A 23,887-nucleotide genomic window follows, 5' to 3' on the forward strand; every position below is an offset into this window, starting at 1 on the left:
TTTCACACCAAACAAGGAGGGACCTGTCCGGAAATGCCGTACCCGGCAGGGGGCACAGGTCCCTTTTTTTGATCTCAACAGCCTATGATCCTGATTACCGATAGCGGCGCCACCAAGGCGGACTGGATTGCCCTGGACTCCAAAGGGGAGCAGGTATTTATGACCCAAACCCTGGGCCTGAGCCCTGAGGTGCTCTCCAAGGAAGTGATTGAGGAGCGACTGGCCAATAACTTTGAACTGGCCCGGAATGCCCACAAGGTAGAACGGCTCTACTTTTACGGGGCCGGTTGCGGCACCGACCGTATGCGGCGGTTTCTGAAAAAGATTTTCCGTGAATTTTTTCCGAAAGCGAAAGTGGAGGTCAAGGAAGATACCTATGCCGCCATCTACTCCACGACCCGCATCGGGCACCAGGGCATTGTTTGTATTCTGGGAACCGGGTCCAATTGCAGCTACTACGACGGCCACCAACTGATCCAGAAGGTGACCTCCCTGGGGTATATCCTTATGGACGACGGCAGCGGGAACTTTTTCGGGCGCAAGCTTATCCGGGATTACTTCTATCACAAAATGCCGCAGGACCTGTCCCTGCTTTTCGATAAGGAGTACAACCTGGATGCAGACGTGATCAAGGAGAACCTGTACAAGAAACCCAACCCCAACACCTACCTGGCCACCTTCGCCCGCTTCATTGTAGAGCACCGGGACCATCCGTACTGCAAAGGGGTTATCGATAAAGGTTTCCAGCAATTCATCAACAACCATGTGATGCAGTTTGAGCTGGCCACCAAGGTGCCCGTACATTTTGTGGGCAGCATTGCCTACTACCTGCAGGATGAACTCAAGGCAGTGGTGGAGCGCAACGACCTGGTCCTGGGCCAGATCCGCCAGCGCCCCATTGACGGGTTGATGGAATTCCATAAGGAAACGATCTGACCGTACGTATCTGTCCTTTTCGAATTAATGAGTAAGCCCTATTCCAGGGCTTACTTTGTTTTGGTCCCCTGCCAGGGAAGCTTTTTGCGATAGAAGCCTGAAGGGTAAGGATACTGCTTGTGTATGGCAGGGCACGGCGATAGCTTGCATCCAGGGGGTGGGGGCTCCCCACCCTAACGGTTTTATTCCTCCAAAAATTGCTGGCTTTCAGCCGGTTCCTTCCGGGAAAGGGGATTGCAGTTTCGCGGGGTAAATTTACCCTGGGGTGGGGCTGGAGGCCCCAATCAGAACCCTAAAGCCTGCATGAATCTTGCACGATCATGCGGTAACTTCACCCCGGGGCGGGGCTGGAGGCCCCGGCACCTATATCAGGATAACTGCCACGGGAACCTTCGGCCCGCAAATAGGGGCATCATGGAAAAACAAGAGGGGTGCGGGCTTCCCGGATTTAATCCTTAACCGCAATCATGGAAATCTCCACGTTCACAAACCGCGGCAGGTTGGCCACTTCCACGGTTTCCCGGGCAGGGGCTGTCTCGGGGTCAAAGTACCCGCTGTACACGGCATTGATGCGGCTAAACTGGTTCATGTCGTTTACAAAGATGCTGGCCTTGACCACATGCTCAAAACCAAGTCCGGCAGCCGAAAGGACCGCCTTCAGGTTATCCATGACCTGCTGGGTTTCGTCTTCAATAGAGCCGGAGACCAGCTCGCCGCTGGTCGGGTCAAGGGCAATTTGCCCGGAGAGGTACAGGGTGTTGCCGGCCATCACGGCCTGGCTGTACGGGCCTATAGGGGCCGGGGCATCGGGGGTCTGGATGATCTTTTTCATCTGGGGTGGTTTTAGTTGAAGTTGGAGCGCTGGCTGCGGTTCTCCCATTTCAGGTCTTTCAGCACATTGGCCTTGATCCCGATAAAGAAATACCAGCGTTCAAACTGCCCGAAAGGCGTCCAGTCGAACTTCAGATTAAAGCTACCTAAATCCCGCTGAAAACGCAACTGGGTTACCCCGAATCCGCTGCGTACAAAATCGTAGGAAGAGGAAAAGCCCACCTGCCACCGGGGCGATAATTCCACATCGCCCGTAAACATTAGCGAATGGTTCGATATCCGGCCGTCGCGGTTGGGGTTGGAGTAATTCATGGCGTATTGCAGACGAACGTTCCACGGAATGCGCGAGCCCCAGGCGGGGTTTTCCACGCTACTGGGATCCCGGTCGTCAAAGGCGCTGCGGTTAAAGTTGTCCGCCCGCCCGAACAGCCCGTCCGTACGGCCCCCGCTGGCTGCGGTATAGTTGTCGCCGGCATAGGGGTCCTCTTCCTCTTCTTCCCGCTCCCGTTCCCGGTCAAAGTCTTCGCTGCCAAAGCGGTAGCTGATATTCAGCCGGGCACTGGTCACCCGCACAATTCCGCCCCCGCTATTGATGTTCAGGGTGTTGATCCGCCGCCCGTTGTTGTCTACGGTATAGGGGTCCAGATTGGCCCCGAAGTTTACGGTCATCTTGTTGTCCAGCAGGTTCGTCCCACCCGTCATGCTCACCGGACTCAGCCTCAGGGAATCCGCCTCCAGGTTATAGCTGGTGCTGAAGTTCAGGCTGTTCAACAGGAAGATCTTTTTGGGTTCGGTTGCCGTGGAATCCCGGTCCCGTACTTTGGCTTCCAGGGTGTTGGCCAGGCTGAAGGACATGGAGCTGGACTGTTGCTGGCGGGGGGTGCCGTACAGGGTATTTTCAAAACGGGTGTAGTAGACCTCGTCTCCCGTGGTCTGGTTTACCACCTGTTCGTAATACTGGTCGAAGGATGGGGCCCATCCGTAGCTGACGCTGGGCCGCATTACGTGCCTCAGGGCCTGAATGGTCTTGTCTTCCCCGAAATTAAAAGTCCCGTACAGGGTGGTCCCGATGCTGGCGTTCAGGCTGTACTGGTTAAAGCGGTCAAATCCTTCCACGGTATCCCGCTCTATGGTCCCGGTTTCCCCGTCGTAAAAGCGAAGGGAGGTGTCCCCGGTCCAGATCTCTTCATAGCTCCCCCCCATACTCACGCTAAAATACTTGGCCACCTTGAAGTTGGTGGCAATGGGAATACGGTGGCGCGCCCCCATGCGGGCATCGTCAAACATCTTCCCGGTCAGGAAGTCTGTGGAGTTCGTGCGGATGCTGTTGCGGGCATTCAGGTCGTACTGAAAGTTGATGTTCTGCAGGGCCCCTTTCTTGATGCCGTCCCGCTTGGCAAACGGAAAAATACGCTCCATGCTGGCCTGCAGAGTGGGCAGGGTTACATCCACCACATCCGTGTTGGTATTCTGGTTGTGGGTAGCCGTAAGGCTCAAGTTTACGGAGGGGTAAGCCGGGAAGGTCTTGGAGTATGAAATGGACGAAGACAGGTTGTTTACCTGGGTGTTGGGCAGGTTTTGCTGGATCAGGGAATTCCGGTAATACTGACTGCTTCCCAGGTTGACCGAGGCCGAAAACCGGGAATTCGGGTTGGCCTTGGCGTCCTGGCTGTGGCTTACCTGTATGTTGTAGATGGTGGTGCGGGTATAGTCGGAGAAGCCTTTCTGGGAGGTCACCAGATTCTCGTACCGGAAGTTCACGTTCCCCCGGAAGCGGTATCGTTTGGCATAGACACTTTGCGCCCTAAAGCCATAACTCCCGTTGGTATACAGGTCTCCGGTCAGGGTGAGGTCCACATAATCCGAGATGGGCAGGTAGTACCCGCCATTCTGCAGGAAATACCCCCGCCGGGCGTCGTTCCCGAAGGTAGGCATCATAATCCCCGCCGTACGTCCCGTGGTGAGCGGGAAATAGGCAAAAGGCAGGGCTACGGGAGTGGGCACATCCACAATATACAGGTTGCTGAACCCGGCAATCACCTTTTTACCCGGCACCAGCTTGGCCTTGCGCACCCGGATGTAGTAATCCGGGTCCAGGGTATCTTTGGCCGTGGTAATTTTGCCTTCGCTCAGGAAGTACACCGAATCGTTTTCCTTTTTGGTCCGCTGGGCGTACACCTTCATGGACTCACTACCCAGGCGGCCCAGGCCTGCCTGTTGTTCGGTGCGGGAATTCCAAATAATGGCCTTTTCCGTGTCGAAATTAAAGCGGATGGAGTCCGGGATCACCTCGTTGGTGCCCTGTTTGAAAAAAGGCAGCTGGGTGTAGTTGCCGTCGGCATCCTTGATCCGCCCGGCGTATACCTCGTTGTTTACGTAGTCCAGTACAATTACTCCCGCCTTCAGTTCAGTATCCTGGTAGTAGATCTCGGCTTCGTTGTAGAGGTAAATGCGTTTTTTCCGCTGGTTGATGCGCACGTAATCCTTGGCCTTGTAACGCACCTGGTCCATCAGGGTGCCGGCATTTTTGGGGAGGGTGTCGTGCAGCACCGAATCCGGGGCCTGGCCCATTTCGGTCATCAACTGGGTGAGGGGAGGAGCCGTGAGGGTATCTCCCACGGGGGCTATGGGCAGGGGCACAGGAAGGTCCTCCTGAGCCCATAAACTGCAGGATGCCAGCCAAATCAATCCCAGGAAAAGAAATAACCGTTTATTTGAAAGCAAGGCGATAAATCCTATTTTTGTAAGCGATGGCTCCGAAAACCGTGGTCAAACTTACATATTTTTCACGCTGCAACGCCTACATTAGAATAAATTTAACCCGTCCAGAATCCATGATTTTGCCCGCCATTAAAGGGATACGGCATCATTTCACCCTGTCAGTTCTCCTCGTTGTCCTATCCTGCCTTACCGCTGCATCCCAGGCTGCCCGCCCTGCGGTTCCCGCGCCTTTTACGGTGGTGCTGGATGCCGGTCACGGAGGTCATGACCCCGGGAACCTGGGCAACGGTTTCCTGGAAAAAGACATCGCCCTGAAGATTGTCCTGGCCGCAGGCCGCATCCTGGAGCAGCAGGCGGGAACCAAAGTGATCTACACCCGGGATTCGGATCGTTTTGTGGACCTCTACGTACGGGGCGAAATTGCCAACAAGGCCAAGGCGGACCTCTTTGTCTCCGTGCATTGCGATTCCCACACCTCCAATGCCAATGGCGCCGGCACCTTTGTGCTGGGGTTGCACGCCAACAAGCAGAATTTCGAAATTGCCAAAAAGGAAAACTCCGTAATCTACCTGGAGGACAATTACGAATCCCGCTATGCGGAATACGACATCAACTCCCCGGAATCCATCATTGGCCTGACCATAATGCAGGAAGAATTCCTGGACCAGAGCATATTGCTGGGAAAACTTATGCAGGACCGCTTTACGGGCCGTCTGGGGCGCAACGACCGCAAGGTGAAGCAGGCGGGCTTTATTGTGCTGCACCAGACCTTTATGCCCAGTGTGCTGGTGGAGACCGGCTTTTTGACCAACAAGGACGAGGGCCGGTACCTGAATTCGGCCAAAGGGCAGCAGGAAATGGGCCAGGCTATTGCCAATGCCATTTTGGAATACCGCAAATCGGTCCGTGCCGCACAGGCTCCGGTGGTGGAGCAGCAACCCGAACCCCAACCGGAAGTGTCAGAAGTCCCCGAAAAGGCTATGGAAACCCAGCCGGAGGAACCTGCCCCTGCCGAGGAGCCGGTAAAAACCCCGGCCGAAACCCCTGAAAGTGCAAAGCCTGCGGTTGACGAAGCGCAGCGGGTTACCTTTAAGGTACAACTCGCCGCTGTAAGCAAAGCCCCCGTGCTGGAGCCCTCGCGGTTTAATGGGCTGGATAACCTCTCACAGGAGTCGCATAATGGCGTATACCGCATCCTGTACGGGAACACAGAGTCCTATGAGCAGGCCCAGCTGCTGCAGAAAAACGCGGTTCAGAAGGGGTATTCTTCGGCCTATATTGCCGCCTATCGCAACGGGGTTCGCATTCCCCTGGCGGAAGCCTTGAAAACCGTATCCCAATAAGGGATTTCCTTCCAAAAAATATTTCTAATTTTGTTGGAAACGCAAATCCATCCGATTGAAACTTTCCAGGGAATTTAAGACCGGCATTATCGTCATCGGCGGCATTCTATTATTTATCCTCGGCTTTTCATACCTGAAGAGTTCGCCCCTTTTTGACGACAGTAAAATATTTTATGTGGTATACGACCACGTGGGCGGTTTGCAGACCGGGACCCAGGTGAGCATTAACGGCTTTGCCGTAGGGAAGGTAAATGATATCGGGTTCAGAGACGAAACCGGGAAGCTGGTGGTAACCTTCTCCGTGAGCAAGGACTTCGAATTTTCCCGCAACAGCGTGGCGGAGCTTTTCGATACCGGGATCATAGGGGGGAAGGGCATACAGATCCAGCCGGTTTTTGACGGGGCCCCGCCCGCCCAGGGCGGGGATACCCTGCAGGCCTCCACCCGCCCGGGGCTCACCGAACTGGTGCAGCAAAAACTCACCCCCCTCCAACTGAAGGTGGAAGGCGCGGTATCCAATGCGGATTCCCTCCTGATCAATTTCAACGACCTGCTGGATTACGACACCAAGGAAAACCTGCGCCAGAGTATTGTGGGGATGAACCGCCTGGTTACCAGCTTCCAGTCCAGCGCGGACCAGCTCAGCCGCCTGCTGGAAGACAATGGCACCGGCCTGGACAGCAGCCTGAAAAACATAGACCGCATTACGGCCAATTTTGCCCGTATTTCCGATACCCTGGCCGATGCCGGCCTGGGGCAGGCCGTAGCCAACCTGGAATCTACCCTGGCCAGCCTGGATGCCCTTATGGCACGGATGGAAAGCGGCGATGGTTCCCTGGGCAAACTCATGAAAGACGAAGACCTGTATAACAACCTGGAGGCCTCCTCCCGGCAGTTGGAACTCCTGCTGCAGGATTTCCGGCTGAACCCCAAGCGGTATGTGAATGTTTCGGTCTTCGGGAAGAAGCAAAAGGAATACACCGTGCCGGAAAACGATCCGGCGGATCAAAACCAGCCTGAATAATGCAGCACCTGCCCAACATCCTCTTTGTGCTGGCCCTGGCGGCCGGCATCGGCTATTTCAGTCGCAATATCGGGCGCCTGGTGCGCAACATCCGGATGGGGCGGGAAGTAACCCCGGAAGGGCCCCGTTCACAGCGCTGGGCCAACATGGCCCGCATTGCCCTGGGGCAGCAGAAGATGGTGGTACGCCCCTGGGCGGGCTTGCTGCATATTATTGTCTATGTGGGCTTTGTGGTGATCAATATTGAAGTGCTGGAGATCGTGATCGACGGGGTTTTTGGCACCCACCGCATCTTTGCCTTCCTGGGCCCGGCCTACAATGTACTCATAGGCAGCTTTGAAGTGCTGGCCCTGCTGGTCATAGTCGCCGTGATTGCGTTTTGGATGCGGCGCAATGTCCTGCGGCTTAGCCGCTTTTGGAAACCCGAAATGAAAGGCTGGCCCAAACGGGATGCGGACTGGATCCTCTACATTGAACTGGTGCTTATGTGCCTGTTCCTCACCATGAATGCCGCAGACCTGAACCTGCAGCAGCTGGGTGCGGATCATTATACCCGTGCCGGGGCCTTCCCCGTAAGCGGGCTTATAGCCCCCTGGTTTGCCGGACTTTCGGAAGCCTCCCTGGTAGTGCTGGAGCGCGCGGCCTGGTGGCTGCACATCCTGGGCATCCTCTTTTTCCTGAATTACCTGTATTATTCCAAGCACCTGCATATCCTGCTGGCCTTCCCGAATACCTGGTGGGCCCGCCTGACCCCCAAAGGAGAGATGGATAACCTGGAATCCGTGCGCCGGGAGGTGGCCCTGATGATGGACCCGGATGCGGATCCCTATGCCGCACCGGCCGAGGATGCGCCGCCCCCGGAAGCTTTTGGCGCTTCGGATGTGATGGACCTTTCCCGGGTGCAATTATTGGCCGCCTATACCTGTACGGAATGCGGGCGATGCACCAGCGAATGCCCGGCCAACCAGACCGGGAAGAAACTCTCGCCCCGCCGTATCATGATGGCCACCCGAGACCGCCTGGAGGAGGTAGGGCGCCAGCGTAATGCAAGCAAAGGGGATTGGGAACCGGATGGAAAGAAATTGCTGGACGATTACATCAGCCGGGAAGAATTGTGGGCCTGCACCACCTGCAACGCCTGTACGGAAGCCTGCCCGGTAAGCATTGACCCCTTGTCCATAATCATGGACATGCGGCGTTATCTGGTGATGGAACAATCCGCAGCCCCCACCGAGCTGAATGCTATGATGGGGAATGTAGAAAACAATGGGGCCCCCTGGCCGTTTAACCAGATGGACCGCCTGAACTGGGCCCAGGAATCTTAAACCCTGCTACACCCGATGGAGCAATCGAAAAACATACCCACCATGGCAGACCTGGCGGCTGCCGGACGGCAGCCCGAAGTCCTGTTCTGGGTGGGGTGCGCCGGCAGTTTTGACGACCGCGCCAAGAAAATCACCAAGGCCTTTGCCGCCCTTTTGCAGAAAGCGGAAGTGGATTTTGCCGTCCTGGGGACGGAGGAGAGTTGTACCGGGGACCCGGCCAAGCGATCCGGGAATGAATTCCTTTTCCAGATGCAGGCAGCTATGAATATCCAGGTGCTCAATGGCTATGGGGTGAAAAAGATCGTGACCACCTGTCCGCACTGTTTCAATACCCTGAAAAACGAATATCCGGGCCTGGGCGGGGAATACGAGGTTATGCACCATACGGCATTCCTGCAGGACCTGATCCGGGAAGGCCGTCTGCAAATTGCAGGGGGCACCTTTAAGGGTAAGCGCATTACTTACCACGATCCCTGTTATCTGGGCCGCGCCAATGGCATTTACGAAGCGCCCCGGGAACTTATCCGCAAACTGGATGCGGAACTGGTGGAGATGAAGCGGTGCAAGAGCCGCGCCCTGTGTTGCGGGGCCGGAGGCGCCCAGATGTTCAAGGAACCTGAGAAAGGGGATAAGGACATCAATATGGAGCGCACCGAACAGGCCCTGGAGACCCAGCCCGAGGTGGTGGCGGCTGCCTGCCCGTTTTGCAACACCATGCTCACCGACGGGGTGAAAGGCAAGGAAAAGGAACAGGAAATCAAGGTATACGACCTGGCCGAACTCCTGGCCGGGGCCGCAGACCTGTAACCCATTACGGCATGTTAGTCCCCTTTACCGAATTGCCCGAAACGGCACGCATTTGGATCTATCAGGCGAACCGGCCCTTTACGGAAGCCGAGGCGCTTGAGGTCTCCGAAAAAACCGCAGCCTTCCTGGAGCAGTGGACGGCCCACGGCGCCTCCCTGAAAGCCGGGTTTGAACTGCGCTACAACCGGTTTATCGTGCTGGGTCTGGACCAAAGCCTACACGGTGCCTCCGGCTGCTCCATCGACGCCTCTGTGCATTTTGTCCAGCAACTGGAACAGGCCTACGGGGTTACCCTGCTGGACCGGATGAACGTTACCTTTCGGCAGGGGGAATATATCGCCTACAAGCCCCTGGCAGACTTCCGCAAACTGGCCAAGGCGCGTTCCGTAGGCCCGCAAACCGTGGTGTTTAACAACCTGGTGGCCAACAAACGCGAATATGAGGAAGACTGGGAGATCCCGGCCTCTGAAAGCTGGCATAACCGATTTTTTTAACCTGAAAGCCCTGGAGGGCACTACAGGCACAAAAGCGCGATGAGCAGACTACAGGTATGGATCATGGTACTGGGCTTCTTGTGCGGCCCGCTAAACGCCCAGCAGGACCCGCTGCAGGCGGCGGATAGCGCGGCCCAGGCGCAATGGGTGGAAGACACCTATGCCCGGATGGACCCTGCCCGCCGTGTGGGCCAACTCTTTATGCTTATGGCCCATTCCGACCAGGGGCCGGAGTGGGAGCAGCGCCTGCATACCTGGGTAAAGGAGTACCACATTGGGGGGCTGGTTTTCAGCACAGGCGGCCCGGTGCGCCAGGCCCGGCTGACCAATGCCCTGCAGCAGGAGGCGGAAGTACCCCTGCTGATTGCCATGGATGCCGAGTGGGGGCTGGCCATGCGGCTGGATTCCACCTATGCCTTTCCCTGGAACACCACCCTGGGCGCCATCCGGGATTCCGCCCTGCTGGAGGAGGTGGGGTACGCCATTGGCAGCCATGCGGCCCGCCTGGGGGTCCATATGAATTTTGCCCCCGTGGCCGACACCAATACCAACCCGGACAACCCCATTATCGGGAACCGTTCCCTGGGGGAAGACCCGGAAGCCGTAGGCCGCAAAGCCCGCTACCTGATGCAGGGCATGCACCGGGCCGGCATCCTGACCAGCGGGAAGCACTTCCCGGGCCATGGGGATACCTCGGTAGACTCTCATAAGGCCCTGCCCCAGATTCCCTTCGGGCGGGAGCGTCTGGACACGGTAGAGATCCGCCCCTTCCGCGATCTCATCGAAGCCGGGCTAAGCTCGGTGATGATCGCCCACCTGAATGTCCCTTCCCTGACAGGGTCTGAAACCCTGCCTACCTCCCTGTCCGAATCCCTGATCCGCAATACCCTGCAGGGGGAACTGGGGTTTCGCGGGCTGGTGGTCACCGATGCCCTGAACATGAAAGGGGTGGCAGCCGGGGAAGCGGGGATCAACACCTCCCTTTCCGCCTTTTTGGCCGGGAACGACCTGCTGCTGATGCCCACCAACCTGGAGGCAGACCATGCCGCCTTGCTGGAAGCGTATCGTACGGGCCTGATTTCAGAGCAGCGCCTGGCATACTCCGTGAAAAAGATATTGCGGGCCAAGTACAAGGCCGGGCTGGCCCGGTATACCCCCGTGGAAGCGGATGGGATCTATGAAGATCTGAACCGGCCGCAAAACGATGCCCTGTACGAAACGGCTATAGAGGCTGCCATTACGGTGCTTAAAAACCAGGTCTCCATTTTGGGGATCCGCAACCTTGAGAATAAGAAAATCGCCTATGTAAAGCTGGGGGATGCGGACCATACCCCTTTCCTGGAAACCCTGCGCCTGTATACGGCGGTGGATGAGGTATCGGGAGAAACCCCTGCCCAGGTGCTGGAACAACTGGCCGATTACAATTTGGTGATTATCGGGATGCACCAGTCCAATGCCTCGCCCTGGAAGGCCCACCATTTTAGTGCAGAAGATCGGGAGTTACTGGAGGCAATCGCTGCCCTGCGCACTTCGAACTCCATCCTGACGGTCTTTGCCCGGCCGTATATCCTGGGGGAAATCCCCAGCTACGAAAATGTGGATGGCCTGGTGATGGCCTACCAGAACAGCCCCATTGCCCAGCAGACCGCTGCAGAACTCCTTTTTGGGGCCCTGCCGGCCCGGGGCAGGCTCCCGGTGAGCGCACACCCGGATTTTCCGGCGGGCAGCGGCCTGGAGGTGCCGGCCCTGCTGCGGTTGGGCTACAGCTACCCGGAGCGGGTGGGCCTGAGCCGGGAAGGCCTGGCATGTGTAGACACCCTGATGCAGCACGGGATGGATTCCCTGATGTTCCCGGGCGCCCAGCTATTGATTGCCCGGCACGGGAAGGTGGTTTTCCACAAAGCCTACGGCGGGCAGACCTATGAAGGGGAGCGCCCCGTAGCCCTTACGGATGTCTATGACCTGGCTTCCCTGACCAAAATCCTGGCCACGCTGCCGCTGCTCATGCAAATGGAGGAATCCGGCAGCCTCCGCCTGAACGATACCTTTTCCGACCTGATCCCGGAATACGCTCAGACCGAGCTCAGGGATGTGACTGTGCTAAAGGCCCTGAGCCACTACGGGAGGCTGCCATCCTGGATTGCCTTTTACCTGGATACGCTGAATAAAAACCGCCGCCCATCCACCGAATTCTATACCACCCGCCCCCAGAATGGCTACTCCATACAGGTGGCGGATAAACTTTACCTGACCGATGCCTACCGGGATTCCATCTACAACCGCATCGGGCGGCAGGAGCTTAAGTCTAACCGCTACCGGTACAGCGATGTAGCTTATTACGTTTTTAAAAAGTATATTGAAGAAACCCGGGGCCACCGACTGGACAGCCTGGCTACGGAATTTCTGTATGCCCCCCTGGGGGCTTCCCGGACAGCCTTTAACCCGCTGAAACACTTTCCCCGGCCGGAGATCGTTCCCACGGAACAGGATGATTACTACCGCTACCAGGAAATCCGGGGGTATGTGCACGACATGGGCGCCGCCATGCAGGGCGGGGTAGGGGGGCATGCCGGCCTCTTTGCCAATGCCAACGACGTGGCCAAGATCATGCAGATGTACCTGCAGGGCGGGTATTACGGGGGTACGCGTTTTTTGCAGTCCCGCACCATTGAGAAATTCAATAAATGTTATTTCTGTGGCAACCACGTGCGGCGGGGCGTGGGCTTCGATAAACCCCAGCTGGAAGACCCCGGCCCCACCTGCGGCTGCGTTTCCCCCCGGAGTTTCGGCCACAGCGGGTTTACCGGCACCTACACCTGGGCCGACCCGGACGCCGGGATTGTTTACGTTTTCCTGTCCAACCGCACCTACCCCAAGTCCTCCAATACCCTGCTGATCCGCTCGGCCCTGCGCACCCGCATCCAGCAGGCGATTTATGATTCCATTAAAGATTAGGGAGGAAATAAAGCCGTAGCTTTGTGGTATGAAGATCGCCATTGTTTGCTATCCCACCTTTGGCGGGAGCGGGGTAGTGGCCACGGAACTGGGCATCGCCCTGGCCCACAGGGGCCACGAGGTGCACTTTGTGACCTATCGCCAGCCCGTGCGCCTGGAATTGCTGAGCAACAACATCCACTTCCACGAGGTACACGTCCAGGAATACCCCCTTTTCCACTACCAGCCCTACGAACTGGCCTTGTCCAGCAAGTTGGTGGATACCGTTAAGATGTACGGGATTGAGTTGCTGCACGTACACTACGCCATCCCCCATGCCTATGCCGGGTATATGGCCAAGAAAATGCTGGAGGAGGAAGGGATCTCCCTCCCCATGATCACCACCCTGCACGGCACCGACATTACCCTGGTGGGCAAGCACCCCTTCTATAAACCCGCGGTAAACTTCAGCATTAACCAATCCGATGTGGTAACCTCGGTATCCCAGAGCCTGAAGGACGACACCCTGGCATTTTTCGACATCCGCAAGGAGATCCACGTGATCCCCAACTTTATCGACAAGCGCAAATACACCCGCACCTCCGAGAACTGCCAGCGCCACCTGATGGCCAATGAAGACGAACGCATTATCACCCACATCAGTAACTTCCGCAAGGTAAAGCGGGTACAGGATGTGGTAGAGGTCTTTTACCGGGTGCAGCAGGAGATCCCCTCCAAACTGATCCTGGTGGGGGAAGGCCCCGAACGGGAAGGCGCGGAGCACCGTATTGAGGAACTCGGCATTACAGACCGGGTGCTGTTCCTTGGAAACAGTAACGAAATAGAGCATGTGTTATGCTTCTCGGACCTCTTTTTGCTGCCTTCTGAAAAAGAAAGCTTTGGCCTGGCGGCCCTGGAAGCTATGATTACGAAAACCCCTGTGATTTCCAGCAATACGGGAGGTATCCCCGAACTCAACCAGCACGGGGTCACCGGCTTTTTGAGCGAGGTGGGGGATGTGGACGATATGGTGGCCAATGCCCTGGTGATCCTGAAGGACGATGCCACCCTGCAGCGCTTTAAGGAGCAGGCCTACGCCCGGGCGGAACAGTTCGACATCCATCACATTCTGCCCATGTACGAGGCCGTCTATGAAATGGCGTATCATACGGGTGCACGTCAGACCCCTTCTTTGGGATAATCTAATTTCAATACCGATTTCTTGCATATACAGGGCAAAAGCCTTGAATTTTCAGCGGCTTTGTGATTTTTTAATACTATTAGTATACTAATCCTATAGGATAATGTATATTAGCCTCGTGAAATCTATTTCATGCCCAAAACAACCCAAATAGCCCTTGAAGCTGCCATAGAGGCTGGTAGAGCCATCCTGGAGGTATACCGGGCGGAACGGCCTGTGCAGGTAACCGAAAAGGCAGATCAAAGCCCCGTTACCGAAGCGGACCTGGCCGCCAACCGCATCCTGAATGAGCGGCTGGCCACCACGGGTTATCCCATCCTGAGTGAAGAGAATACTGCGATTCCCTTTGCCCAGCGAGAATCCTGGGGCCGATGCTGGGTGGTAGACCCCCTGGACGGCACCCGGGAATTCCTGAAACGCAACGGGGAGTTCACCGTGAATGTGGCCCTCTGCGAGGGCGGGCAGGCTGTTTTTGGGGTAATCTATGCCCCTGTGGCAGGGGTGCTCTATTACGGGGATGCCCGGGAAGCCTCGGCCTACAGGACCTTGGTGCCTGCCGGCGGGGCCCTGCCGGATTTCTGGGAGACCCAAGATCGATTGGCCACCCCGGATCAGGTTGCGGGGAAAGTACGTATCCTGGTAAGCCGTTCGCACCGGAGCCCGGAAACCCTGGATTATCTGGAAACCCTGGCCGGACCGGAGCAGGAGGTGGAATGGGTAGAAAAAGGCAGCGCCCTGAAATTCGGGCTGCTGGCAGAAGGCAAGGCGGACCTCTATCCCCGCCTGGGCCCCACCATGGAGTGGGATACCGCCGCAGGCAGTGCCCTGGTGGGCGCCCTCGGGTTTGAAGTACTGGCCCTGGGCTCCGGGGCTCCCCTGCATTACAACCGGGAGGACCTGGTTAATCCCGATTTCATTGTTAAACGCCGCGATCGATGAGTATAAAAAGACAATTGGCAAAAACGGTAACCTGGAGGCTGGTCGGGACGCTGGACACGGTCCTGATCGCCTGGCTGATTACGGCAGACCCGTTTACGGGGATGCAGATCGGCCTGGCCGAGGTGCTCACCAAGATGGCCCTGTATTTTCTCCACGAGCGGTTCTGGGACCGCCTGCCGGTACAGGAAGGTGCCCGGCAGCACCTGCTCAAGACGGTATCCTGGCGCCTGATCGGCACCCTGGATACCACCCTGCTGGCCTGGGCAATTTCAGGGAACCCCTGGGTGGGGATGCAGATCGGGTTGGTGGAAGTGCTGACCAAAATGGCACTCTACTACCTCCATGAACGCGCCTGGTACCGGTGGGCCCCTATAGAATCCCGGCGTCCAAGCCTGGAAGAATATTCCTAATCCTTTAATTGCATAAAAAGCCATTTCTGATTTGTTTAAAACCTATTCTATGCAGACCCAACTCCTGACTCCCCCTGATGCCCGGCAATCTTCCGAACGGCAATCCCTCAATTACCTGGATGAACTGGAGTCTGAAGCCATTTACGTGCTGCGCGAGGTCTGGGCCCAGTTCCAGAACCCCGTGATCCTGTTTTCCGGGGGGAAGGACTCCATTGTGGTGACCCACCTGGCGCGGAAGGCGTTTTATCCGGCGCGAATCCCCTTTGCACTGATGCACGTGGATACCGGCCACAACTTCCCGGAAACCATACAGTTCCGGGACAACCTGATCGATTCCCTGGGGGCGCGCCTGATTGTGGGTTCTGTTCAGGAATCCATAGACCAGGGCCGGGTTGCCGAGGAAAAGGGCAAAAATGCCACCCGGAATGCGCTGCAGATTACCACCCTGCTGGATGCCATAGAGGAAAATGGGGTGGACTGTGCCATAGGGGGCGGCCGCAGGGACGAGGAGAAAGCCCGGGCCAAGGAGCGTTTTTTCTCCCACCGGGACGATTTCGGGCAATGGGATCCCAAAAACCAGCGGCCGGAGCTCTGGAACCTGTTCAACGGAAAACACTTTGAAGGGGAGCACTTTCGGGTTTTCCCCATCAGCAACTGGACCGAAATGGATGTCTGGAACTACATCCTGCGGGAAGGCATAGATATCCCTTCCCTGTATTTTGCCCACGAGCGGGAGGTGGTCTGGCGCAACCAGTCCTGGATCCCGAATTCGGAGTTCCTGGTCCCGGACCCCAAGGAGACCATCGTCACCAAAAAAGTGCGTTTCCGTACCCTGGGCGACATCACCATAACCGGGGGCATTGAATCCGAGGCAGATACGCTGGAGAAAATTGTACAGGAGGTAGCCGCCATGCGGCAGACCGAGCGGGGGAACCGGGCGGACGACAAACGGTCGGAAACCGCTATGGAGGACCGGAAAAAACAAGGGTATTTCTAAATAAAATCAAGAATTATGGCACTGGATAACAGTCAACTCCTGCGTTTTACAACGGCCGGAAGTGTGGATGATGGAAAAAGCACCCTTATTGGCAGGTTGCTCTACGATTCCAAATCCATCTTTGAGGACCAGCTGGAAGCCGTGGAACATACCAGTAAGCAAAAGGGGCATGAGGGGGTAGACCTGGCCCTCTTTACCGACGGCCTGCGCGACGAACGCGAACAGGGGATTACCATCGATGTGGCCTATCGATATTTTACCACCCCCAAGCGGAAATTTATTATTGCCGATACCCCCGGGCACATCCAGTACACCCGGAACATGGTTACCGGGGCTTCCACGGCCAATGCGGCCATTATCCTGGTGGATGCCCGCCACGGGGTGATCGAACAGACCAAACGGCATGCCTTTATCGCTTCCCTGCTGCACATCCCCCATGTGATTGTCTGTGTAAACAAGATGGACCTGGTGGATTTCAGTGAACAGGTATTCCAGGAGATCGTCGAACAATTTGAAGGGTTTGCCTCTAAAATGCTGATCCCGGATATCCGGTTTATCCCGATCAGTGCCTTAAAAGGTGACAATGTGGTGAACCGTTCCAAAAACATGGAATGGTACCAGGGTGCCCCCTTGTTGCATACCCTGGAAACCATGCACATCAGCAGCGACATCAATAAGGTTGACGCACGATTTCCGGTACAAACTGTGCTGCGTCCGCAGAGCGAGGAATTTATCGATTACCGGGGGTATGCGGGTCGCGTGGCCAGCGGTGTTTTTCGGATCGGTGACACGGTAAGCGTGCTCCCTTCCGGGTTTACCAGCCGCATTAAGGGTATCGACGGGCCGGATGGCCCGCTGCAGGAGGCCTTTGCCCCCCAGTCCGTTTCCCTTACCCTCGAGGACGATATTGACATCAGCCGGGGTGATATGATCGTTCGCGCCAACAACCAGCCGGAAGCCACCCAGGACCTGGAGGTAATGCTGTGCTGGCTGAACGACAAACCCGCCCGCCCGCGGGCCAAGTATACGCTCATGCATACCACCAACCAGCAAAAAGCCATGATCAGGGAGGTGGTTTATAAAATCGATATCCATACCCTGAGCCGCAATAAGGAAGATGCTGAAATTGGGATGAACGACATCTGCAAGGTGAAATTGCGGACCACCCGCCCGATTATGGTAGACGATTACCGCGAGAACCGTACCACCGGGAGCCTGATTCTGGTAGACGACACCACTAACGAGACGGTGGCGGCCGCCATGGTGGTCTGAGGGGGCTATCCGGGCCTGAAGGTCGATTAATCCGGGCACTTACCGGAAGAATTAGTTCTGGCTAGAAGGGAGGCGTACCTTTGGTATTCCCAATCTTTATTGCCATGAAAGCGCGCGCCTCCCTTCCGTTTTTCATCATTTTAATTTCCCTTCAATGGCTCTATGGGCAGGAACCTTCCCTGGCCCTGCAACCCTCGGACAGCCTGGTGCAATCCTACTGGCTGGCCGGCCTGGGCTGGAATGCCGTGGACGATAGCTGGAAGGCCCGGGCCGATTTCCCCACCACAGATATGGTACACCTGCAGCCGTATCCGTCCCGGGTAAGCCTGGGCCGGTATTTTCGCAGCGGACTGGGCCTGGAAGTCATCGGCTCTGCCAACCGTTACCGGGAGGGCAAGGTGGTGGATGGGGCCGTACTTGCCGAATCCAGCAGCTATTGGGCGGTAGATACCCGCCTGAGTTATGACCTGAACCGCCTGGTGGGCCCCACTGGCTTTTTGGACCCCTATGTAGGGGTGGGTGCCGGGGTTACCAATGCCAACAGCACCTCCCGCAGTACGCTCAATGGGGTGGTAGGGACGCGTATCTGGTTTTCCGACCGCTGGGGGCTGGACCTGAACAGCACCGGCAAATGGGCCCTTAAACAAGGCGCCACCAACCACCTGCAGCATGCAGCCGGGGTTGTATACCGTTTCCGGATGGAAGAGGGGCTCACCCGGAAAGGGGAGGCCAAAAAAGCCCTGCTCGAAGCTCAGGCGGCTGAAGCGGCCCGGGAGCGGGATTCCCTGGCAGCGGCACGGCAGGCCGAAGAAGAGGCTTTACAACGCGTAGCCGAGGAGCTGGCCCGCAAGGAAGAGGCGGCGCGCCAGGCCCTGGCCGAAGCTGCCCGAAAGGAAGCGGAACAATGGCAGGAACTGCAAGCCCGCCTGGCCGCCCTGGGCACCATCCGCTTTGCCTTTAATTCCTCCTACTTAAGTCCGGAAGGCAAGGAGGCGGTTGCCGCCCTGGCGGCATTTATGCAAAGCCACCCCAATATAAACTTCGAAATAACCGGGCATACCGATGCCCGGGGCACGGACCCCTACAACCTCTGGTTATCTGAACGCCGGGCCAGCAGGGTAGCCGAAGCCCTTGTGGCAAGGGGAATTGCGGCATCCCGGATTTCCATTGTGGCCCGGGGCGAGTCCGAGCTCCGGAACCATTGTGCAGACGGGGTTTCCTGTACCGCGCCCGAGCATGCCGAAAACCGGCGCGTGGAAGTGCGGATGCGGGATTAGGCCCAAAGGTCCATTACACCAGTAGCTTCGCTGGTTATTCTGTCGGAAAATTGGGTATTTTGCGGAAGAATTCCCGTAAAAAACGGGCCGTTCCCGTACCTTTAAGGTTCGTTCCCCCGGAAAGTATTGCAAACCGACAACAGAGACACGCAAGAAGAAGTAAAGACTTATGGTAATTCTGGGACTCAACTACTATTTCCACGATTCCACCGCCTGTATCGTGGTAGACGGCCAGTTAGTAGCGGCCATTGAAGAAGAACGCCTGAACCGGGACAAGCACACCCGGGTTTTCCCGCAAAAGGCCATAGACCGCTGCCTGAAGATTGCCGGGATAGGCTATGGGGATATCGATCATATTGCCATTTCCATTAAACCCACCCACAACCTCGGCAAGAAGCTGGGGTACCTGGCCAGCCGGCTGGGCATCTTCAAGACTTTTGTGAACCACGAGTTCGTGCATGCCTACAACAAGCAAAAGGCTTTCTGGGGGTGGTATAAATACCACTACCAAAAGAAAGGCAACGGCCCCGAGGTACACCTGATCCCGCACCACTACAGCCATGCCCCGGGGTCCTTTTACGTGTCCCCGTACCGGGAGGCCGCCCTGCTGGGCATTGACGGCTCCGGGGAATGGGCCACCACCTGGTTGGGGTACGGGAAGGAAAATGAAATCAAATGCCTGGGGGAAACCTTTTTCCCGCATTCCCTGGGCTCGTTTTACGAAGCGGTAACCCAATTCTGCGGATTTCGGACCAGTTACGACGAGGGAAAAACCATGGGCCTGGCCCCCATGGGGAATGCCTCCACGTTTTATGAACAGGTGAGTGACATGGTGCGGGTAGACGCCAACGGCCGCCTGCATTTTGACCTGAGCTACTTCAACTTCCAAAACATGCACTGGCAGCGGCTCTCCCCCAAATTCTACGAGACCTTTGGCCCGGCCCGCAAACACGGGGAGGACTTTCAGCAGCACCACAAGGACATGGCGGCTGCCTTCCAGCGGGTGCTGGAAGACCGGGTGCTGGAAATCTGCGACATCCTTCATGCTAAAACCCAGGCCGAGTACCTGGTCATTTCCGGGGGGGTGTCCCTGAACAGTGTCATGAATGGTCGCATTGTGCGCGAAAGCAAGTTCAGGGATGTCTATGTGATGCCCGCCGCCGGAGATAATGGAACGGCTATCGGGGCCGCCTACTACCTCTATAATGGCATTTTCGGGAAGCCACGGAATTTTGTCCACATGGACCCCTATGTGGGCACCGCCTACACCAATGAGGAGATCGAAAAAGTCCTTAAAGGCGCCAAGTTGCAATATACCCACCACGACGACATCTGCGGGGCCGCAGCAGAATTGCTGGAACGGGGCAAGATAATCGGTTGGTTCCAGGGCAAGATGGAAATCGGGCCGCGGGCCCTGGGCAGCCGGAGTATCCTGGCCAACCCGGCTTTCCCGGACATGAAGGACAAGATCAATGCCGAGGTGAAATTCCGCGAAGCCTACCGCCCTTTTGCCCCTTCTGCCATTGTGGAGGCCAAGGACGAATTTTTTGACCTGGCGGTGGAAGCCCCTTTTATGCTGAAGGTTTGCAATGTGCTACCGGACAAGATTGACGTGATTCCCGCGGTAACCCACGTAGACGGCAGCGCCCGCCTGCAGACGGTGCGTAAGGAGCTGCATCCCCGCTATTACGAAGTCATCCAGAAGCTCGGGAAGAAAACCGGGGTGCCCGTGGTACTCAATACCAGCTTTAATATCCAGGGAGAACCCGTGGTGGAATCCCCACAGGATGCCGTCCGCTGCTTTTATTCTACAGGCCTGGACGCCCTGGTGATCGGCAATTTCCTGCTGGCCAAGGCTTCTGCCGGCCTGGAACCCCAGGCACTAACCAAACAGGAAGCGGATGCTGTTTAACTCTTTCGAGTTTTTCGCATTCCTTCCCCTGGTTTTCCTGCTGTACTGGGGGCTTGGGGTTTCCCGCCTCCGCAGCCAGAACATCCTGCTGCTGGTAGCCAGCTATATTTTTTACGGCTGGTGGGACTGGCGCTTTTTGTCCCTGATCCTTTTTTCTACCCTGGTGGATTATACGGTGGGCTTGCTCTTGGGTCGCACCCAGGCCCCCGGCCGCCGCAAAGTGTTGCTCTGGTGCAGCATTGCAGTGAACCTGGGATTGCTGGGATTCTTCAAGTATTACAATTTCTTTGTGGATTCCTTTGCAGACGCCTTTTCCTTCTTCGGGTATCCGCTGGGGGAGACCTGGACGCTTAATATTATCCTGCCCGTCGGGATTTCCTTCTACACCTTCCAGACCCTGTCCTATACCATAGACGTTTACCGCCGGCAATTGGAGCCCACCCGGGATTTTATCGCCTTTGCCGCCTTTGTGTCCTTTTTTCCCCAGCTGGTGGCCGGGCCCATAGAGCGGGCCTCCCAGCTGCTGCCCCAGATTGCCAGCCCCCGGAAACTCCGGTATGGGCAATGGGTAGACGGGTTGCTGCTGATCCTCTGGGGCCTGTTTAAAAAAGTAGCCATTGCGGATTCCCTGGGGATGATCGTAGACGACATTTTTGCCCACCATACCGAACAGGGCGGCCTGGTACTGCTCATGGGCGCCGTGTTGTTCGGTTTCCAGATCTACGGGGATTTCAGCGGGTATTCGGACATTGCCATCGGGACGGCCAAGCTCTTTGGCATTGAACTGATGTCCAACTTCCGCTTCCCCTACTTTTCCCGCAACATCTCCGAATTCTGGCACCGTTGGCACATATCGCTCTCCACCTGGTTCCGGGATTACCTGTACATCCCCCTGGGCGGGTCGCGGCTGGGGAAAGGAAAGGCCCTGCGCAACATTTTTATCATCTTCCTGGTAAGCGGGTTCTGGCACGGGGCCAACTGGACGTTCCTGATTTGGGGCGGCATCCATGCCTGTTTGTATGTGCCCCTGTTTATCGGCGGGCAGAACCGCAGTTTTGTGGGCTCGGTGATCGGGGAGCGCAACGGCTGGCCCACGCTTCGTGAAGTCGGGCAGACCCTGCTGACCTTCCTGCTGGTGAGCCTGGCCTGGATCTATTTCCGGGCGCCATCCCTGGCCGAAGCCAATGCCTACCTGGGCGGGATCTTTTCGCGCTGGGAATGGACGCCCTACCACCACCCTATGGGCTACCGCATGTGGGATTACGCCGTGTTGCTGCTGTTTTTTGTGGCCTATGAATACGGGATCCGGCGGGACGAACGCAGGCCCATTCCCTTCCGGAGTCGCCTGCTGCGCTGGAGCGTAGCCATTGTACTGCTCTTTGGGCTGTTGTTGTTTTACCAGAGCGGTACGGACCGTTCCTTTATCTATTTCCAGTTCTGATGCGACCCCTGCTACACCTTGCCAAAAAACTCATCCTCTTTACCGCAGTAACCCTGCTGGTGTTGGAGGCCCTGGTGCGCATCTTCCATTTGTACAAGGATACCCCGGCCCGTTTTGTAGATGCCCGGGAGGTGGAAAAATGGCGCCCCGGCCAGCACGGGTATGCCGTAACCGGGAACCGGCGGCAGAATTTCTCGGAATACCGTATCAATGCCAGCGGCTACAACTCCGCCCGGGAATACACCCCGGATGCAGACACGCTGGAAATCGCCCTGGTGGGCGACAGTTTTATCGAAGGCTTCCACCAGGATTACCAGGCGTCCATTGGCCGGAAGATGGAGGCCCGCCTGCCCGGGGTGCAGGTTTACGAATATGGGTATGCCGGGTACGACCTGGCCGATGAGCTCCACCTGCTGCAGGCCTATAGGGAGGACTTCCAAAACATCGATTACACCCTGATTTACCTGAAATTCCCGGACGATCTCCAGCGCAGCACCTACCAGGTTTCCTATGACCGGTTACGGCTGGAAACGGGCCCGTATCGGCTGCTGAAGATGAGTAAACTGGTAGTCTACCTCCAGAACATTGGCCTGATGAGCGCCGCCCGCAATGCCGTATCCCAGGGGATGGCTGCCCTAAGGCCCACCCCGCCCCCTGCCGGCCCGGCCCCGGCCCCGGAGGCCCAAAAGGCCCGCTACCTGGAAAACCTGCAGGCCTTGCTGGAGCAGTACCCTGTAGACACCACTAAGACGGCCTTCCTGCTCGATAGCCGGAACGCCCCGGAGGAAGTCTTACACATCCTTGGTCAACAAGGCATTGCTTACCTGGACTACGGCCCAGCCCTGGCCGGCTCCGCAACCCCGGTAACCCTCATTTACGACCAGCACTGGAACGATCACGGACGGGAAATACTGGCAGACACCCTAAGCGCCTGGGTAGCCCTGCGCCTGAGGCGGTAAATCAGAATTCAGAATTTAATCGAAAGGTTTCAGGGCCGCCGGTACAGGGGGAAGTAATCCGTGTGGGGGTCCATGCCCTGGGTAAGTTCCCCGTACACTTCCGGCAAAGCGATGTACTGCCAAACCCGAAAGGGCTTCCGAAGCTGGGAAAAATGGGATTTAAATTGGTACAGGCCATCCTTGCGGCCACCCAAACCGCCTCCCAGGTTTAGCAGGTGCTGGCCTTCTTTTTTGGCCAGGCGCCACATGTGGTCAATCAGCAGACGGGAAGGGGAGAGGGCCAGTCCGGCTTCCCGGGTCCCGGATAAATGATAATGCGCATAGGGGTGCTTTCGCAACAAAATGGCAGCTCCTATAGCCTCGCCGGTATCCCGGGTTTCGGCAAACAGGAAATCAGCCCTAAAATCCCGAGCCGCCAGTAACTGACGGTAGTATTCGAGGGGGAAAAAATATTCCCGTCGGGCCCCTACGCGGGCCATGGTTTCGTCGTAGATTTCCTTGAACAGGGCCGGGGCTTCGGCATCCGTACGATGCACCACCCTACTGAGTTTTCGATAGTGGTTAATCTGGGAACGGTTGCGGGCCTGGAACTGCCCCCGGATCTCGGCCTCCCTGGCCTGCAGGTCCAGGTAGACTACTTCCCCTTTATTCCGGATCTCGCCCAGGCCTGCCAGCAGGGTTTCCTGGGCGGGCAGAAAGGGGTGGAGCCTGGCAAAGATGCTCACTGCCCTAAACTCTTGCATAAAGGCTGCCAGGACTTGCTGAAAACCCCGGTCCGGACATGGCTGCCCGATGGCCAGGGGGCCTCCATATCCGTAAACGGTGCGCGCATCCCAATAGGTGGATTTCGGGATGGGCTGCAACACCAGGGGTAGGGCCACTTCGCCCCGGGCATGGGCATAATGCAATAGCACCGGCCGGTCTCCCGGGCGGGTATTGGCCTGGTGGTACGCCACGCAATGGTAGGTATCCGCCTGGGGGAACCTTTTCAGGGTTTCCCTCCATTGGCCGGGATCTTCAATATGGCGGAGTTTTTCGTTCAAAGGCGTTTGTTCCGGGGGTTA

19 protein-coding genes are annotated in these 23,887 nt (G+C 57.0%); 16 read left to right on the plus strand and 3 right to left on the minus strand.

Annotated elements, in window-relative coordinates; genetic code table 11:
• The first annotated feature begins 84 nt into the window (after nucleotides 1-84).
• Nucleotides 85-936, plus strand: coding sequence for an N-acetylglucosamine kinase (locus OZ410_RS10270; RefSeq protein ID WP_277707872.1), 852 nt, complete (start codon nucleotides 85-87; stop codon nucleotides 934-936).
• A 448-nt stretch (nucleotides 937-1,384) separates the two neighbouring features.
• On the opposite strand, the gene OZ410_RS10275 is transcribed toward OZ410_RS10270, so the two are convergent.
• Both OZ410_RS10275 and OZ410_RS10280 read right to left on the minus strand, forming a co-directional pair.
• Nucleotides 1,385-1,768, minus strand: coding sequence for a RidA family protein (locus tag OZ410_RS10275; RefSeq protein ID WP_277707873.1), 384 nt, complete (start codon nucleotides 1,766-1,768; stop codon nucleotides 1,385-1,387).
• Nucleotides 1,769-1,779: 11 nt separating this feature from the next.
• Nucleotides 1,780-4,347 carry a putative LPS assembly protein LptD gene (locus OZ410_RS10280; RefSeq protein WP_420917756.1) on the minus strand — a complete coding sequence of 856 codons (2,568 nt, stop codon included), beginning with the start codon at nucleotides 4,345-4,347 and terminating at the stop codon, nucleotides 1,780-1,782.
• A 260-nt stretch (nucleotides 4,348-4,607) separates the two neighbouring features.
• Here OZ410_RS10280 and OZ410_RS10285 point away from each other — a divergent pair, with 260 nt between their 5' ends.
• The 15 genes from OZ410_RS10285 to OZ410_RS10355 all read left to right on the plus strand — a co-directional run bounded on the left by OZ410_RS10285 (nucleotide 4,608) and on the right by OZ410_RS10355 (nucleotide 22,823).
• Nucleotides 4,608-5,831 (plus strand): N-acetylmuramoyl-L-alanine amidase family protein, encoded by a 1,224-nt coding sequence (locus OZ410_RS10285; RefSeq protein WP_277707875.1) that lies wholly within the window; start codon nucleotides 4,608-4,610, stop codon nucleotides 5,829-5,831.
• Between the two features lie 55 nt (nucleotides 5,832-5,886).
• The gene (locus OZ410_RS10290) at nucleotides 5,887-6,855 is read left to right on the plus strand and encodes an MlaD family protein (protein WP_277707876.1); all 969 of its coding nucleotides are present in this window, start codon (nucleotides 5,887-5,889) and stop codon (nucleotides 6,853-6,855) included.
• Nucleotides 6,855-8,180 carry a 4Fe-4S dicluster domain-containing protein gene (locus OZ410_RS10295; protein ID WP_277707877.1) on the plus strand — a complete coding sequence of 442 codons (1,326 nt, stop codon included), beginning with the start codon at nucleotides 6,855-6,857 and terminating at the stop codon, nucleotides 8,178-8,180. Before OZ410_RS10290 ends, OZ410_RS10295 begins: the two co-directional genes overlap by 1 nt.
• Before the next feature lie 15 nt (nucleotides 8,181-8,195).
• Nucleotides 8,196-8,987, plus strand: coding sequence for a (Fe-S)-binding protein (locus OZ410_RS10300; protein WP_277707878.1), 792 nt, complete (start codon nucleotides 8,196-8,198; stop codon nucleotides 8,985-8,987).
• Between the two features lie 11 nt (nucleotides 8,988-8,998).
• Nucleotides 8,999-9,481 (plus strand): ABC transporter ATPase, encoded by a 483-nt coding sequence (locus tag OZ410_RS10305; RefSeq protein WP_277707879.1) that lies wholly within the window; start codon nucleotides 8,999-9,001, stop codon nucleotides 9,479-9,481.
• Nucleotides 9,482-9,520: 39 nt separating this feature from the next.
• Entirely contained in the window at nucleotides 9,521-12,436 is a 2,916-nt protein-coding gene (locus tag OZ410_RS10310; protein ID WP_277707880.1) for a serine hydrolase domain-containing protein, read from the plus strand.
• 28 nt (nucleotides 12,437-12,464) lie between these two features.
• Nucleotides 12,465-13,616: an N-acetyl-alpha-D-glucosaminyl L-malate synthase BshA gene (bshA, locus tag OZ410_RS10315; protein ID WP_277707881.1), complete on the plus strand. Its 1,152-nt coding sequence runs from the start codon at nucleotides 12,465-12,467 to the stop codon at nucleotides 13,614-13,616.
• 132 nt (nucleotides 13,617-13,748) lie between these two features.
• Complete coding sequence (gene cysQ / locus OZ410_RS10320; RefSeq protein WP_277707882.1) at nucleotides 13,749-14,555, plus strand: 3'(2'),5'-bisphosphate nucleotidase CysQ; 807 nt, start codon at nucleotides 13,749-13,751, stop codon at nucleotides 14,553-14,555.
• Entirely contained in the window at nucleotides 14,552-14,965 is a 414-nt protein-coding gene (locus tag OZ410_RS10325) for a DUF2061 domain-containing protein (RefSeq protein ID WP_277707883.1), read from the plus strand. The genes cysQ and OZ410_RS10325 overlap by 4 nt, the downstream gene beginning before the upstream one ends.
• Before the next feature lie 49 nt (nucleotides 14,966-15,014).
• A complete protein-coding gene (gene cysD / locus OZ410_RS10330) occupies nucleotides 15,015-15,962 on the plus strand; it encodes a sulfate adenylyltransferase subunit CysD (protein WP_277707884.1) in 948 nt (315 codons plus the stop codon).
• A 15-nt stretch (nucleotides 15,963-15,977) separates the two neighbouring features.
• The gene (locus OZ410_RS10335; RefSeq protein ID WP_277707885.1) at nucleotides 15,978-17,234 is read left to right on the plus strand and encodes a sulfate adenylyltransferase subunit 1; all 1,257 of its coding nucleotides are present in this window, start codon (nucleotides 15,978-15,980) and stop codon (nucleotides 17,232-17,234) included.
• Nucleotides 17,235-17,338: 104 nt separating this feature from the next.
• Nucleotides 17,339-18,511, plus strand: coding sequence for an OmpA family protein (locus OZ410_RS10340; RefSeq protein ID WP_277707886.1), 1,173 nt, complete (start codon nucleotides 17,339-17,341; stop codon nucleotides 18,509-18,511).
• 169 nt (nucleotides 18,512-18,680) lie between these two features.
• On the plus strand, nucleotides 18,681-20,423 hold the full coding sequence (locus OZ410_RS10345) for a carbamoyltransferase family protein (protein WP_277707887.1): 1,743 nt from the start codon (nucleotides 18,681-18,683) through the stop codon (nucleotides 20,421-20,423).
• The gene (locus OZ410_RS10350; protein ID WP_277707888.1) at nucleotides 20,413-21,864 is read left to right on the plus strand and encodes an MBOAT family O-acyltransferase; all 1,452 of its coding nucleotides are present in this window, start codon (nucleotides 20,413-20,415) and stop codon (nucleotides 21,862-21,864) included. Before OZ410_RS10345 ends, OZ410_RS10350 begins: the two co-directional genes overlap by 11 nt.
• A complete protein-coding gene (locus OZ410_RS10355) occupies nucleotides 21,864-22,823 on the plus strand; it encodes a hypothetical protein (protein ID WP_277707889.1) in 960 nt (319 codons plus the stop codon). Before OZ410_RS10350 ends, OZ410_RS10355 begins: the two co-directional genes overlap by 1 nt.
• A 29-nt stretch (nucleotides 22,824-22,852) precedes the next feature.
• Here OZ410_RS10355 and OZ410_RS10360 read toward each other — a convergent pair whose 3' ends face one another.
• Nucleotides 22,853-23,866 (minus strand): GNAT family N-acetyltransferase, encoded by a 1,014-nt coding sequence (locus tag OZ410_RS10360; RefSeq protein WP_277707890.1) that lies wholly within the window; start codon nucleotides 23,864-23,866, stop codon nucleotides 22,853-22,855.
• Between the last annotated feature and the right edge of the window lie 21 nt (nucleotides 23,867-23,887).

The sequence above is a fragment of the Robiginitalea aestuariiviva genome (assembly GCF_029537735.1).
Taxonomy (GTDB): domain Bacteria; phylum Bacteroidota; class Bacteroidia; order Flavobacteriales; family Flavobacteriaceae; genus Robiginitalea; species Robiginitalea aestuariiviva.